General features: G+C 68.0%; 15 protein-coding genes. 7 read left to right on the top strand and 8 right to left on the bottom strand.

What is annotated here, in order from left to right; genetic code table 11:
• Positions 1-2: 2 nt before the first annotated feature.
• Positions 3-1,595 carry a fatty-acid--CoA ligase FadD1 gene (fadD1, locus tag JZ792_RS10240; protein WP_216909272.1) on the bottom strand — a complete coding sequence of 531 codons (1,593 nt, stop codon included), beginning with the start codon at positions 1,593-1,595 and terminating at the stop codon, positions 3-5.
• A gap of 72 nt (positions 1,596-1,667) precedes the next feature.
• Positions 1,668-2,312: a TetR/AcrR family transcriptional regulator gene (locus tag JZ792_RS10235; protein ID WP_216909270.1), complete on the bottom strand. Its 645-nt coding sequence runs from the start codon at positions 2,310-2,312 to the stop codon at positions 1,668-1,670.
• Positions 2,313-2,478: 166 nt separating this feature from the next.
• Here JZ792_RS10235 and JZ792_RS10230 point away from each other — a divergent pair, with 166 nt between their 5' ends.
• Positions 2,479-3,915: an NAD(P)/FAD-dependent oxidoreductase gene (locus JZ792_RS10230; RefSeq protein WP_216909268.1), complete on the top strand. Its 1,437-nt coding sequence runs from the start codon at positions 2,479-2,481 to the stop codon at positions 3,913-3,915.
• Positions 3,908-5,716, top strand: a complete 1,809-nt coding sequence (locus tag JZ792_RS10225) for a hydroxysqualene dehydroxylase (RefSeq protein ID WP_216909266.1) — start codon at positions 3,908-3,910, stop codon at positions 5,714-5,716. The genes JZ792_RS10230 and JZ792_RS10225 overlap by 8 nt, the downstream gene beginning before the upstream one ends.
• 28 nt (positions 5,717-5,744) lie before the next feature.
• Here JZ792_RS10225 and JZ792_RS10220 read toward each other — a convergent pair whose 3' ends face one another.
• The 3 genes from JZ792_RS10220 to JZ792_RS10210 all read right to left on the bottom strand — a co-directional run bounded on the left by JZ792_RS10220 (position 5,745) and on the right by JZ792_RS10210 (position 9,039).
• Positions 5,745-6,344, bottom strand: a complete 600-nt coding sequence (locus tag JZ792_RS10220; protein WP_216909264.1) for a hypothetical protein — start codon at positions 6,342-6,344, stop codon at positions 5,745-5,747.
• A 288-nt stretch (positions 6,345-6,632) separates the two neighbouring features.
• Positions 6,633-7,268: a TetR/AcrR family transcriptional regulator gene (locus JZ792_RS10215; protein WP_308165238.1), complete on the bottom strand. Its 636-nt coding sequence runs from the start codon at positions 7,266-7,268 to the stop codon at positions 6,633-6,635.
• A gap of 82 nt (positions 7,269-7,350) precedes the next feature.
• A complete protein-coding gene (locus JZ792_RS10210) occupies positions 7,351-9,039 on the bottom strand; it encodes an alpha/beta hydrolase (RefSeq protein WP_254189597.1) in 1,689 nt (562 codons plus the stop codon).
• A 224-nt stretch (positions 9,040-9,263) separates the two neighbouring features.
• Here JZ792_RS10210 and JZ792_RS10205 point away from each other — a divergent pair, with 224 nt between their 5' ends.
• Entirely contained in the window at positions 9,264-9,770 is a 507-nt protein-coding gene (locus JZ792_RS10205; protein ID WP_216909260.1) for a flavin reductase family protein, read from the top strand.
• Positions 9,771-9,887: 117 nt separating this feature from the next.
• Positions 9,888-10,061, top strand: coding sequence for a CsbD family protein (locus JZ792_RS10200; protein ID WP_216909258.1), 174 nt, complete (start codon positions 9,888-9,890; stop codon positions 10,059-10,061).
• A 199-nt stretch (positions 10,062-10,260) separates the two neighbouring features.
• Here the strand turns inward: JZ792_RS10200 and mbp1 are convergent, their stop codons facing one another.
• Both mbp1 and JZ792_RS10190 read right to left on the bottom strand, forming a co-directional pair.
• Entirely contained in the window at positions 10,261-10,506 is a 246-nt protein-coding gene (mbp1, locus tag JZ792_RS10195) for a microaggregate-binding protein 1 (RefSeq protein WP_216909256.1), read from the bottom strand.
• Between the two features lie 187 nt (positions 10,507-10,693).
• The gene (locus tag JZ792_RS10190; protein WP_216909254.1) at positions 10,694-11,779 is read right to left on the bottom strand and encodes an isocitrate/isopropylmalate dehydrogenase family protein; all 1,086 of its coding nucleotides are present in this window, start codon (positions 11,777-11,779) and stop codon (positions 10,694-10,696) included.
• A gap of 79 nt (positions 11,780-11,858) precedes the next feature.
• On the opposite strand from JZ792_RS10190, the gene JZ792_RS10185 reads away from it, so the two are divergent.
• Together JZ792_RS10185 and trxA are read left to right on the top strand one after the other, a co-directional pair.
• Positions 11,859-12,425 carry a 2'-5' RNA ligase family protein gene (locus JZ792_RS10185; RefSeq protein WP_216909252.1) on the top strand — a complete coding sequence of 189 codons (567 nt, stop codon included), beginning with the start codon at positions 11,859-11,861 and terminating at the stop codon, positions 12,423-12,425.
• A 43-nt stretch (positions 12,426-12,468) separates the two neighbouring features.
• Positions 12,469-12,840: a thioredoxin gene (gene trxA / locus JZ792_RS10180; RefSeq protein WP_216909250.1), complete on the top strand. Its 372-nt coding sequence runs from the start codon at positions 12,469-12,471 to the stop codon at positions 12,838-12,840.
• Positions 12,841-12,949: 109 nt separating this feature from the next.
• Here trxA and JZ792_RS10175 read toward each other — a convergent pair whose 3' ends face one another.
• Positions 12,950-13,387 (bottom strand): 2-isopropylmalate synthase, encoded by a 438-nt coding sequence (locus JZ792_RS10175; RefSeq protein WP_216909248.1) that lies wholly within the window; start codon positions 13,385-13,387, stop codon positions 12,950-12,952.
• Between the two features lie 357 nt (positions 13,388-13,744).
• On the opposite strand from JZ792_RS10175, the gene JZ792_RS10170 reads away from it, so the two are divergent.
• Complete coding sequence (locus JZ792_RS10170; protein WP_216909246.1) at positions 13,745-14,053, top strand: DUF6191 domain-containing protein; 309 nt, start codon at positions 13,745-13,747, stop codon at positions 14,051-14,053.
• Positions 14,054-14,153 lie beyond the last annotated feature (100 nt).

Below are 14,153 nucleotides of genomic sequence, written 5' to 3'. Positions count from 1 at the left end.
GGTCAGTGCGGGACGGGTTCGCCGACCTCGTAGGTGGTCGACCGGGATTCGCGTCGCCAGAGCGTTCCTCCCTCGCCCGCGGTCGCGCCTTGTTGGACGAGTGCGCGTTTGAGGATTTTGTTGGTGGCCGTGGTGGGTAGGTCGGTGGCCAGGCGGACGAATCGCGGCCAGGCCTTGGGTGAGAGGTCGGCTTGCTCGCCGAGGAAGGCGGTCAACTCGCCGGGTGTGAGAGAAGCGTTGTCGCGCAGGACGATCGCGGCCATGACCGCGTCGCCGACGTGTTCGTCGGGTACGGCGTAGACCGCGACTCGACTGACGGCGTCGAGGCGTTGCAGGATCCGTTCGATGGGTCCTGCGGCGAGGTTCTCTCCGTCCACGCGCATCCAGTCCGCGGTGCGTCCGGCGAGGTAGATGTATCCGGCGGTGTCCTTGTAGGCCAGATCACCGGACCAATACAGGCCACCGCGGGTGCGTTCGGCGGTGGCGGCCTCGTCACCGTAGTAGCCCATGAACAGGCCGGTGCCGTCGACGTTGACGAGTTCGCCGATGGACTCGTCGGGATTGGTCAACGCGCCGTGTGTGTCGAAGACCGCGGGCGGGCACTCGGTGACGGTGTGCGAGTTGTACACGGCCACACCGGGATAGCCTTTCCCGATCGACCCGGCCGGGGTGCCGGGTTCTCTGGTGATGATGATCGCCAGTTCGGTCGAGCCGAATCCGTCCCATACCGTGCACCCGAAACGGCGGGTGAATTCGTCGATGTCGCGGTCGGTGGCCTCGTTGCCGAACGCCACCCGCAGTGGGTTGTCGGCGTCGTCGGGTCGCTGGGCGGTGGCGAGGATGTAGGCCAGGGGTTTGCCGACGTAGTTCATGTAGGTCGCGCCGTAGCGGCGGATGTCGTCGAGGAAGGTCGAGGCCGAGAATTTGGCCGGTGCCATCGCCGCGCCGCTGACCAGCGCGACGCAGTAGCCGCCCAGGATCGCCGCGGAATGGAACAGCGGCATCGACAGGTAACAGACGTCCTCGGCGCCGATTCCGAATCGGTCGACCAGCGGCGGGCCCGCGAAGGGCACCATCATGTGCGCCAACCGCACCGGTTTCGGGTTCCCGCTCGTGCCCGAGGTGAAGATCAGCATGAACGGGTCCGTCGCGCCCGGCACACTGTGCGGGGTCAATTCCCCCGCACCGGCCAGCGATTCGGTCCACTCCGGGGAAGACAGGTCCAACACGGTGACACCGTCGAGGTTCAGCCCCTCGAGCAGCCCACGATGCTCGGCGTCGGTCAGCAGGATCTGCACATCGGCGCGCCGGATATCGTCGGCCAGGGCCGCACCCCGACGGGTGTTGTTGACCCCGACCGTGACATACCCACCCAACGCCCCGGCCGCGAGGCTGGTCAGCATGTCCGGGGTATTGCCCAGCAGCACACCCACGTGCATCGGGCGCGTGGGATCGGCGACCGACAGGATCGCGGCAGCCCGCCCACGCGCCTCGGCGATGTGCTCACGCCAGGTCCAGGTCCGTCCGGAATAGGTGATCGCGAGGCAATCGTCGTCGGCTCGCGCGAGCAGAAGTTCGGTGACCGTTGCAGCCATGGGCACAATCTAGAACGGGTTCCAGGAATCTGTATACAGATTCGAAAAATTGTCTACTGCCCCGCGTGACGGTCACTTCCCGGGCGCGTCGCCGTAGACCACCAACCAGATCGCCCGGCCCAACGCGGCGGCCAGCGCCTCGTCGGCGATTCCCGAGGACGGCGCGAACGCGACGGTGATCGACCGCTCCACCATCGACGTCAACACGATCGCGGTCGCCGCCGGATCGACCGAGGCATGGATCAGGCCACGTTCGCGATCCGATTCCAGGCGCGCGCGAACCATGTCGACGAAAGTGGCGACCCGCTCCCGCCAGTACGCGCCGACGTCACGGTCGTAGGCGGCCACCTCGCTCAGCGCGAGCAGCAGATACCGATGCTGCCGAAAGCCCGCGATCATCGCGCCGATCGCCGCGACGACCCCGGATTCGTGGTCGGCGTGCTCGGTCTCCCACCACTGCTCCGCGGCGGCGAACAGATCCGCGGTGGCCAGGTCCGCCATGCGGATCAACAGTTGACTCTTGTCGGGAAAGTACCGGTAGAAGGTCGATCTGGCGGCCTGCGACGCGACCGCGATCTTCTGCACCGCGATCTCGGTGTAGGGCGTGCCGTCCGCGAGCAATTCCTCGACGGCGCGCAGCACGCGCTGCTCGAAATCGGCTCGGCGATCGTCGGACTGCTTGCGCGACGCCCGTGGCACGCGGGTCAGCGACGACATTCGCAGTCCACTGGCCACCGCCCGGCCGCTGCGCGCGGCGATCGTCCGATCGAAGGGTCCATGGGGCCCATTGTGCCGTGACCGTTTCGTCGTTGACATTCGACAGCCTTCGAAACACCATGTATCGGACATAGTGTCCGATACAAGTTTCAACGAGGCGATGACGATGAACGACTCCCCCGTTACCCGCGCCGAGGACACCGATGTCGTCGTGGTCGGCGCGCGCTGCGCCGGATCAGCCACTGCGATCGCGCTTGCCCGCGCGGGCCGTCGCGTAATCGCCCTGGACAGCGCCGTTTTCCCGTCCGACACGCTGTCGACGCATCTGCTGTGGCCCGCCGGGGTCGCCGAACTCCAGCGACTCGGCGCGCTCGGGCGAGTCGAGGACGCGGGCGCGCCGCACCTCACGCGGGCACACGCGGACGGAGCGGGCCACGTGATATCGACAGCGTTCACCCCCGTAGACGGAATCGGCTACGCGATGTGCGTCCGTCGCGTTCGCCTCGACGCCGCGCTGGTCGCGACCGCCCGCGCGGCGGATGTCGACATCCGTGAGAAATGCCTTGTCCTGGAACTCATCTGGGAGCGCGGACGCTGCCGTGGGGTCCGCTATCGCGACCCCGAAGGCGAGATACGCGAGGTGCGCGCCGCTCTCGTCGTCGGCGCCGACGGACGGCGCAGCACGGTGGCGCGACTGGTCGGCACGCGAGAACCGTTCGCGGACAAGCCCAGTGGGCGCGACTGCTATTTCGCCTACTGGCGCGACAGCGAGAACGCGCAACGCCACATCGCGGCACAGTGGCGCGCGGGCACCGATCTCGGCACCGCGTTCCCCTGCGACGACGGCCTGGTCCTGAGCCTGGTCCAGCCGCCCGCCGAGCCGGGGCCGCTGCGGCCTGGCGACGCCGAGCGGCGCTACGAGCAGGCCATCGCACGACTCCCCGGCCTGACCGCACGTCTGCGCGGCGCGACACGCGTCGGCCGCGTGCGTTCGGCGACGAATCTGTCCTCGTACTTCCGTCGTTCCGCCGGTCCCGGATGGGCATTGGCGGGCGACGCCGGACATTTCAAGGATCCGATCACCGCGCAGGGCATCCGCGACGCGCTGCGCTACGGGCGGATTCTGGGCGAACGGGTCGCGCCGGTGCTCGGAGATCCCGTCGCACTGGACCGCGCGCTGCGCGAATGGGAACGGCTGCGCGTGCGCGAATGCGAAGGCCTCTACCAGTGGACGAATCGGCTCGCGCGCGGAGAAGCCATGCGGCCCTGGGAGATCGAGCTGTACCGCACGGCCGCCGGGGATCCGAGGTTCGCCTCGGCGGTGACCGACCTGTTCTCCCGCATCACCGAACCCGGCGACCTGTTCACTCCCTACCAGGCCCTGTCGATCTCGACACGTGCCCTGTGGCACTCGCGGGCACATCCGGTCGCGGTGGTTCGCGACGCCGCGCGCGAGGTCCGCGATATCGCCGCCGACCGGTTGGAGTCGTGGCGCACGCTGCGCGCCGAGCACCTACCCCGGCCGCGGCCCGATACGCGGACGACCTCCCCTACCTCCAGCGCCCGACCGGTCACCAGTTGCCCAGGAGATCACCATGTTTGAACCCCAGCCGAATCCGACAGCGTTCGGACGACGAGATCTGCTGCGCGGCGCGTTGGCGGGCGCGGCGCTGACCGGCGCGGCACTGTCCGCGACACCGCTGTTCGGCGCACCCGCAGGCGCGAGCGAACCACGACGCACCCCCGCACTACACACCGGCGGGCGGACCGTCGCGATTCTGGGCGGCGGCATGGCCGGGCTCAGCGCCGCGCACGAACTCGTCGAACGCGGTTACGAGGTGACCGTCTACGAGCCGGACTACCTCGGCGGCAAGGCGCGCAGCATGGGCGTTCCGAACACGGCGGCGGGCGGCAGGCTCGACCTGCCGGGCGAACACGGATTCCGCTTCTTTCCCGGTTGCTACCAACATGTTCCGGATACGATGGCGCGAATCCCGTTCCCCGGCAATCGCAACGGGGTCGCCGACAATCTCGTGCGCGTCGAGGGGGCGGTGGCCGGATTCCGTGGCAGGCCACCGATCTTCGCGCCGGTGGAAGCGGGATCACTGGACCAGTTGACACCGGAACTGTTGCAGAACAGCATCATCGGCGCGTTCAGCTTCATCCCGGAGTTACCGCCCGCCGAGCTCGCGTTCTTCGCCAAACAGATGATGGTGTGGTTCACCTCGAGTCCCGAACGCCGTTTCGGGCAGTGGGAGTACGTCACCTGGGAGCAGATCATGCACGCGAACGGCAAGTCGCGCGCGTATCAGGACTACCTGGTCAACGCGCTGACCCGCATCACGGTCGCCGCGAAACCGCATCTCAGCTCCGCGCGCACCATCGGCACGATCGGCGAGGCGCTCGTGCTCGCGGCGACGGGACTCATCCCCCAGTTCTCCGGCGGTGTCGACCGCATCCTCAACCGCCCCACCAACGAGGCCTGGATCGATCCGTGGGTGGACTATCTCGGCGGGCGCGGGGTCCGATTCGTCCTCGGACAGCGGGCGACGGCACTACGGCTGCGTGACGGCGTGATCGGTTCGGCCACGGTCGTGGATTCGCGTGGGGTCACCTCCACGGTCACCGCGGACTGGTTCGTCTGCGCGATTCCGGTGGACCGGGCCGTGGACCTGCTCGGCGACGAGATCATCGACGCCGACCCGCGACTGGCGGGTATGCGCGAACTCCAGACCGATTGGATGGTCGGGATCCAGTACTACCTGACCTCGCCGACCGAGATCCCCGAAGGCCATATCGCCGCGCTCGGCACGCCGTGGGCACTGACCGCGTTACGGCAGGCCCCCATGTGGGTCGGCGATTTCGCGGCGCGCTACGGCGACGGCTCGGTCCGCGAATGCCTGTCGGTCGACATCTCCGACTGGGATTCGCCGGGTATCCTGTACGGCCGGTCCGCGAAACAGTGCACCGCGACCGAGGTCGCCGCCGAGGTCTGGGCACAGCTGTCGGAATGGCTCAACACCGGAACCGATTGGCTGCGGCGCGAGGACATCCATTCCTGGCATATCGATCCCGGTATCACCTGGTCCGGCGGGACGACGCACAACGCGACGCCGCTGCTGGTGAATACGGTCGGGTCCTACGATCACCGCCCCGACGCCCACTGCGCGATCCCGAATCTGTTCTTCGGCGGCGATCACGTCCGCAGTCATATCGACCTGGCGACGATGGAGAGCGCCAACGAATCGGGACGGGCGGCGGCCAACGCGATACTCGACGCCGCCGACGATCCGGCCGAGCGCGCGGCGATCTTCCCGCTCGTGGCGTTGCCGATATTCGAACCAGCCAAACGGATCGACGCCGATCGGTTCCGGGCCGGGCTTCCCCACCTCTTGGAGGGTTGAGCCCGGCCTGTCGGGATCCGGGTCGGATCTAGCTCGCGGGAAGGAGCGCGGCGAGCCTGCGGATATCGCGCGCGGTGGCGCGGGCCGTCCAGATGGTCTCGGTGTGGGCGGCGGCGTCGACGACGAGTCCCGCCGCCCGCATGGCGCACGAGGTGAACGCGCGGGCCGCCACGCTCACCCGATGCCGCGTGGTCTCGGTGGCGTCGTCGAATTCCACCGGCAGTTCGTCACCCCAGAACATGGTCCTGGTCGCGCCGCGTTGCATACAGTCGAGCACCCCGTCACGCACCCGGTCGTCGAAGCTGTAACTGCTGGTCGCGACGGCGATGGTGTCCGCGTGCAGTTCGTGCAGCGGAGCGTCGAGCACCTGGTCGAGATCGACCACGAGCAGGCCGAGGATCTCCAGCGAGCGGATATCACGGTGGTCGGCGACGGCGACGGTGACTTCCCATCCCGCGGTGGTCATATCGAACATCCACCCGCCCAGATCGCGCACGGCATCGGCCGCGGCGGGGGCGATGACGACGAGTCTGCGGCGCAGCGGACGGCGGTCGATGTCGGCCCGCCAGTCGGCAACGGATCGGAAGCCGATGCGGCGATCGACGGATTCTGCGATGTGTCGAGCCATAATTCTCATTCCGTTCTCGTGCGATCACGACAGACCTGCCACCGAAGCGCTCCACGCGCGGCGACCGTCGTACGGCATCGAGGCAGCACGAAGTCGGTGCCGCGGTCGCGGCGGGGTTCGGATGTCAGGCCGAGGGACATACGCGCGATGCTGAGGACTGGGGGTGCATCGGCTTCCTCGGACGCCTGTCGAAGCCAACAGTAACTGGGTTATCGGCTCTGATCCAGTCGTCGCGCACATCACATGTGTGATACATGTCACACATAGCGGAGAGATAGCAGAACGAGGTCAGTGATTGTACGGGGACGAGTAGTTGGGGTCGATCTCGTGGGTCCGGCTTCCCGAACGTGCCGCGGTCGCGTCGACCGTATTGTCGTTGGTCAGGCGAAACACCGCCCGTTCCAGGGTCGGCAGGATCTCGGTGATCTCGATCTGCTTGTCGACGAATCGGCCGATCAGCGCGAAGGACATATTTGCCAGCACGAGGCCGACATCCTCCGCGTAACGCGGATCAGCGGCCTCGAATAGCGGTATCGCGATCGGCATGACCGCGCTCACACCCTGGTTGTCCAAGCCGTCGCCACCCGCCCCGTGGCGCGCGCGGTAGTACGCCTCCAGCATCTTGGGGTTGCCCTCCCACGGGGAGAAGATGTAGGTCAGCAAGCGCATCATGCCGTCGTAGAGCGACTCGTTCGGACCGGGCGGCTTCACCGCCGAATACGCGTTGACGGCCATCCAGCGCCCGACGGCGGCCACGAGCAACGCGTCCCTCGTGGCGAAATGCTTGTAGACCGTCGCCAACGACATGTGGGCCCGCTTGGCCACCTCTCTCAGCTGGACGGCGTCGTAACCGTCCGACTCGAGCAGTTCGATCACCACGGCGATGATCTGCTCGCATGTCGCCTCGTCCCGTTGCCGACTCACGCATTCACCCTAAACGGCAGGTCACAGTAACTGCATTACTCTGGGCGAATTCGGTCGGCCGAATTCGCACCCCACGCCCACATCACGCCGATCCGGTCAGAACCGCGCGCAGTCGCAGCGTGTCGGCTTCGCTCCAGCCCGCGGGCGCGAGGATGGCGGCCCAGGAATCGGCGATCGCGGCGTGGAAGGTGTGGCCGTGGCCGTCCGGGACATCGACCGATACCGACATATCGGCGGATACCTGAAGGAAGGTCACGACGGGGTACCAGCGCGTCGCGGGCAGGACGTCGTCGCCGCGTGGTTCGCGCAGCCAATCCGGTTCGCGGAACAGCAGTTCCGGTGTCCACCAGGTGATCGGATCGGAGGCGTGTTGGAGATAGACCACGCGCGGCGACGGCCACTGCGACGCGGGCCGCCCCAGATCGGGTGCGCGCGCGACGAAGCGCACGATGCGCCCGTCCCGATAGATCGGGAGCCATTCGGGTGAACCCGAGTCGCGGCGCGCGGTGACGTCACGCCACACCTCGTTGCTCGCGGTGGGACCGACGAACAACACGCCGTCGGTGCGCACGGCCATGTCCTGGACACCGGAGAAGGCGGCCTCACCGCCGAACGAGCCGAGACTCTCACCGAAGACGACCAGTTTCGGCCTGGCGTCCACCGCGAGCGTCGACCATCGCGCGTAGACCGCCTCGAACAACGCGCGACCGGCCCGGCGCGCGCGTTCCTTGTCGACGACGAAGGAGATCCAACTCGGCAGGTACGAGTACTGCATACTCACCAGCGCGGAATCGCCGTTGTAGAGGTATTCCACTGCCGCGGCGGTTCTTTCGTTGATCCAGCCGGTGCCCGTCGTCGTCGCGACGCCGAGCACGGCCCGCTGGAATCCGCCCGCGCGCTCCAACTCGGCGACCGCGAGAGCGGCCTCCTCCTCCGGTGTCGGCGCCGACGCCAACCCGGTGTAGACGCGCACCGGCGTGCTCGCGGGTCGGCCGCTGAAGGTGGCCAACTGCGCGGCGGTGGGCCCGCCCGCGACGAAGATGCGGCCCTGCCGTCCGAGCGATTCCCAGGTCACCAGCGACCCGGGTCCACCGGAACGCTCCGGCCCCTCCGGTGCGTCGATCTCGACGCCGATCTCGTTGTTCACGTTCTTGAACAGGTCGTTGAGCAGCGTCATCCCCGCGTCGGCGACGACACCGTTCAGAATGCCGACCGTCCCGACCACCACGACCAGGCACGCGGCCACCACCGCGACCCGATCCGGCAGCACCCGGCCGAGCACACCCGCGATCGCGCGCGCCACCCACACCACCGCCCTCGCGGTCAGCAGCAATGCCGCGAAGATGATCACCGCGACGATCACGATGGTCGGATAGGCGCGCCAGGACAGACCGTCGACCTCCATGAGGGTGCGTAGATCCCGCTGCCAGCGGGCGAACCACACGAAAACTCCCACCGAACCCGCCACCGCGAGCACCGCCAGTCCCGACCACACCGCCCCGTTGGGGCACGGGGGTCGGCGGCGCACCATCCAGAACGCCACGGCCGCGAGCAGTGTCCCGAGGCCGTAGCCGACGAACGCCGCGGCGCCCGACACGATGCCCTGGAACAGCGGTCCGCGTGGCAGCAGTGACGGCGTCAGCGAGATCCACGCCACGAGCAGGGCCAGCACCATTCCGGTGAACGACAGGCCGTGCGGATCCCGTGGTGGCCGGGCGGCCTCGGACTCCGGTTCGGTCGGCGAATTCCGCACGCTCGGTCCTGAATCCATTCGCATTCCTTTGCGATTCGACCGGTCTCCCGCGCGACCGGCACGTCAGCGGGATATTCGCCACAGATCCGCGAGCAGGTTGCCACATGGTCGCCGCTGCGGACCGCCCGCGCAAGCACCCCCGCCGGTGTCGTCACCGCGTGGTGCCCGGCCATCCTCGTGGTGCGTCGGCGACACACCGGGTATCCGCCCTACCATCGTTGTTCGAACGCGAAGGAGTAGATATGCCCGAGGGCAGCGCACACGCCGGGTCGGTTTTCGACGCTTTCGTCGCGGGTGCCGACTACCCGGTCCTCGTGGTGACCACCCGCAAAGGGCCACTGCGCGCCGGATGCCTGGTGGGGTTCGCCACCCAGGTGAGTATCGACCCGCCCCGTTTCCTCGTCGCCCTTTCCAAGAAGAACCACACCTACACCCTCGCCCGCGAGGCCCATCACCTCGCGGTTCACCTGCTCGACAGCCGACAGACCTCGCTGGCGACCCTGTTCGGCGCCGAAACGGGTGACGACATCGACAAATTCGCGCACTGCGACTGGCACCCCGGCCCCGCCACCCTGCCGATCCTCGACGCCGCCGCGGGCTGGTTCTGCGGACGGATCCTCGACAAACACGATCTCGGCGACCACGTCGGCTTCGTCCTCGCGCCGGAAGCCGGTTCCGCTCCGGCACCCGATATCACCGCCCTACGTTACGACCGGGTGGCCGCGCTCGAGCCCGGTCACGAAGCCTGATCCGGTCCGCCGGGGTCGGCGGTCGCGGTGCTCGGATGTTTGCCCGCCCCGAACCGGGCTATGCGGTAGGAGACCGGTCGACACCCAGACCGGTTCGCCTCAGGAAAGGGGATCTTCGTGAGCACCACCGACAAGGCGAAGAACAAGGCCGACGACATCGCCGGTCAGGCCAAGGAGAAGTTGGGCCAGGTCACCGGCGACGACGAGAAGCGCAACGAAGGCAAGGCCGACCAGGCCAAGTCGAATCTGAAGGACGCGGGCGAGAAGGTCAAGGACGCGTTCCGCCACTGATCCACCGAAGACATCGCGGGCGCGCGGGTACAGGTCATCCGGACCTGCGCCCGCGCGTCGTTCGTTTGGCTCGGGCACGTTCCCGGTCATCGACGCGCTGATGGAGGAGGTGCGAGATGCCGAAGGAATGTGCGCAAGGGTCACGGACGAAAGGGGTGCGAACCGGATCGGTTCGCACCCCTTGTCGCGGGTATCGCGGTCAGTTGTCCTTCTGCTTGGCGGCCTGCCGCGCCTCGTTCAGGTCGGCGGCGGCACGCGCGGACTCCGCTTCGGCTTCCTTGCGGGCCGCCTCGCGCTGCGACGCGGCCTTGTCCTGCTGGGCCGAACCCTCGTCCTTCAGATCGCGGTCGCCGGTGACGGCGCCCGCCGCCTCCTTGGCCCGACCCTTGATGTCCTCGATGACACCTTCGACGGCCTCTCGGGGCCCACTCGCATGTTCGGACACATCTACCTCCGGGTCTCGGAACGGCTTACTCCGGTCGCATACCCGGTGGGCCGGGTTCAAACATGGGCCGTCACGGCACCGCACCGCCGAAATCGGCCCCTACCTGCACCGACAGCTTCGCCCACGGTGAGGACCACCACCTTCGGGCCAGGGTGCGGCCGGGAACACAGCCGCCGGGTGACCACGGTCAACGGCGGTGCACTCTGGCGCAGACCTGTTCGGTGAATTCGCTCGTCGACGCCGACCCGCCGAGGTCGGCGGTGGCGATCCCCGCCTCGAACGCCGAGGCGACGGCATGCCGGATACGGTCACCCGCGTACCCGTAGAGCGCGTCGCCGTCACGGGTGCCGAGCCAATGCAGCAGCATCGCCGCCGACAGTTGCAACGCGACCGGGTTGGCGCGATTGTGCCCGGCGAGCCCGGGGGCGGCCCCGTGCACGGCCTGGGCCATCGCCCTGGTCGCCGAGCAGTTGAGCGAGGCCGCCATGCCGAGCGATCCGCTCAGTTCCCCCGCCAGGTCGGAGAGGATGTCGCCGAAGAGGTTCTCGGTGACGATCACATCGAAATCGCCGGGTGCGCGCACCAGATGCGCGGCGGTCGCGTCGACATGTTCCTCGAGTACCTCCACCCCCGGGTAGGCGTGTCCGACCTCGAAACACACGTCGCGGAACAGTCCCATGGTCATCGGCAGCACATTGGCCTTGTGCACGATGGTGACCCGTTCGCGCCGGGTGGCGGCGAGCCGGAACGCCTCGTGCGCGATCAACTCGCAGGCGCGGCGGGTCACCACGCCGACGGCCATCGCGACATCCGGGGTCGGCCGGAACTCCCCCGATCCGGCGTACATATTGCGATCGGCGTAGAAACCTTCGCTGTTCTCCCGCACGATCACCAGATCGATATCGGGCGCGAGCGCTCGCACGCCGGTGAACGCCCTGGCCGGGCGGATATTCGCGTAGAGGCCGAAATGTTTGCGAATGGCCCCGCCCGGTGCGACACCGCGCCGGTGTTCGTCCGGGTAGGAGACATTGTCGTGCGGTCCGAGAATCCAGGCGTCGAGATCCTCCAGTGCCCGCAGCGTCCGCTCGGGGACCGGATCGCCGTATTCGGCGATCGCGGCGTGGCCGACCAGCAGCGGCACCCATTCGATCGCGGGCGCGCCGACCGCGACCAGCGCCTCGTCCACCGCCGACCGGGCGGCGCGCACCACCTCCGGGCCGATACCGTCCCCCTCGATCAGGCCGAGTCGTAGCGGTTCACTCACATGGTTCACCCGGTCATCCTGCCGCCGGGGCGCGTATGCGATTCGAACCGCCCCGCTGACACGCCGGGAGCGCTAGTTTCGGAAGACGATGGTGCAATCGGTCGAACTGCTACTGGACGACGCGGCCGACGCCGAGATCCGGCGGCAGTGGGAATCACTGGCACAGGCGGGCGTCACCGGCCCGTCCGCGCATCGCCGCGCCACCGATAGACCGCATATCACCGTGGCGGTGGCGCACGAGATCTGGCCGCGTATCGACCGCGCGCTCGAACGCTGCGACTTCGCACCGATCCCGGTGCGCCTCGGCGGATTGCTGATCTTCGGGAAGCGGCGCCCGATCCTGGTCCGCCACGTCGTGCCGACCGAATCGTTGCTCGCGCTGCACCGCCTGATCCACCGGACGGTCGCGCCGTGTCCCGGGGTGCCCGCGAATGTGCGGCCCGACGAATGGACCCCGCACGTCACCCTCGCGCGCCGGGTTCCGGTCACGGGACTGGGCGAGGCGATCGACGCCGTCGCCCACGATCGTGATTTCCCGGCGACCGTGGTGGGTATTCGGCGTTGGGACGGTGAGCAACGGCGGGCATGGCTCGTCGCCGACGCGACGGGCCGTACCGGACCGAGCACGCGCGAGGACGTGGAAGATAAACAGTGAGCCGGGCGTTGGAATCTGGCGACACACGAAACGAGAGGACGTCATGGCCACCCAGACGCTGACCCAAAAGAACTTCGATGAGGTAGTCACCGGAAACGACGTGGTACTCGTCGATTTCTGGGCATCGTGGTGCGGTCCGTGTAAGAGCTTCGCACCCACCTTCGAGGCTTCCTCCGACCAGCATCCCGATGTCGTGCACGGCAAGGTGGACACCGAGGCGGAGCAGAGCCTGGCCGCCGCCGCGAATATCCGCTCCATCCCGACCATCATGGCCTTCCGCGAGGGCGTGCTCGTCTTCGCGCAGCCGGGCGCTCTTCCACCGGCGGCGCTGGAGGATCTGGTCACCCAGGTCAAGGCACTCGACATGGACGATGTGCGCAAGCAACTCGCCGAGCAGCAGGCGACCGCCGAGTAATCGGCGTCCGAACAGCCCGACGGGCCCGTGAAGCAGATGCTTCGCGGGCCCGTCGGCGTAGGTGACTCCATGTTCGACCGCCCGGGAGAACCGGGGCGGACGGACGGGACTAGGAGCGGTTGTCGAGGCGGTTGATGCTCGAAATCATCGCCCGCACAGTGGATTCCCCGCTGTCGTCGGCGAGGGCGGCGCCCCAGCCGCGCTTGCCGTCGAACTCGCACCGCACGAACGTCGCGGTGCCGTCGGCGGTACGGCGCTGATGGAATTGCAGGATCTCGACCGGGTAGCCCTCGTCGTAGAGCGCCGAGGTCAGTGCGGCGACCGGACTGCCCGTCGTCGCGACCGATCGGAGGTGATCGTCGAATTCCAGGGTCGCGGTACATTCCGAGCCGTGGCCCGCGCCCGCCCAATCGGAGAGCCGGACCGGCCCGGACTGCACGCAGTACCGGTCGAAGAATTCCGCCGAGGTCAGCTCTGTGGTTTCCGCGCGCAGCCCCTTGGGGGCGGCGGCGATGAACGTGGTCGTATCGAGAGTCAGGATCGTCATTGCAGTAGAGGTCTTCCCGAAGAATGTCGGTGTAAGGGGACCAGCATCAACAATCAACGGCCCGCAGCGAGGGGGCCGGTCCGAATCAGACCCCGCTGCGGCGGGCTACTACGAGAAGTCGCGCCTGCGCCACCTTCGCGGTTAGCGAAGGCACCACGCGGTCGCGGTCTGCGACAGTCAGCGCGGTGCTGCGGCTCTGGGCGGGATTCGGCACGCGTCCGAGAATAGGCATATCGCAGCGCGATAGCAACCTTATTCGATACCCGTTTTCCGCTACTCGCGCGTACCATCGCCGCAGCTCACGCTGTACGCCGTTCGATCGTCGCCGCGACAGCCCACTCGAGTACCGTGGATCACATGGGTCTCCTCGTGGCCATGACCATTCCCGGCCTCGCCTGCCTGCTCATCGCGCTGGCATTCGCCGAGGTGCTCTGGAATCGCCTCACCGGCAGTCGCGTGCTGCCCTGGTCCCGGCGCGCGGGCCGCCCGGTGGCCGCGGCGGGCTTCGAAGAGGTCACCGCGCTGTTCCAGGGGTCCAAGCACCACGAGTTCGAACAGCGACAGACGGCGTTGATGCACCGCGAGGATCTCTCCGACGGCGCGCCGCCGCGTGACGAGATCGACCTGGGCGTCGGAGCGGCGCGATTGCTGCGCCGCTCCGAATAACGCTGCCGCGCCGGGCGAGTCGCGCTTCGAGCGCCTCGCACCACCGACGACGGTCAGCGGGTTCCTGCGGTCGAGCCGAGACATCGTCGCACCGGACAGG

Origin of the sequence: Nocardia noduli, assembly GCF_019038455.1 — a bacterium.
Taxonomy (GTDB): Bacteria; Actinomycetota; Actinomycetes; order Mycobacteriales; family Mycobacteriaceae; genus Nocardia; species Nocardia noduli.
The sequence above is the reverse complement of the archived record's forward strand: the minus strand, read 5'-3'. Positions and strand labels throughout refer to the sequence as shown.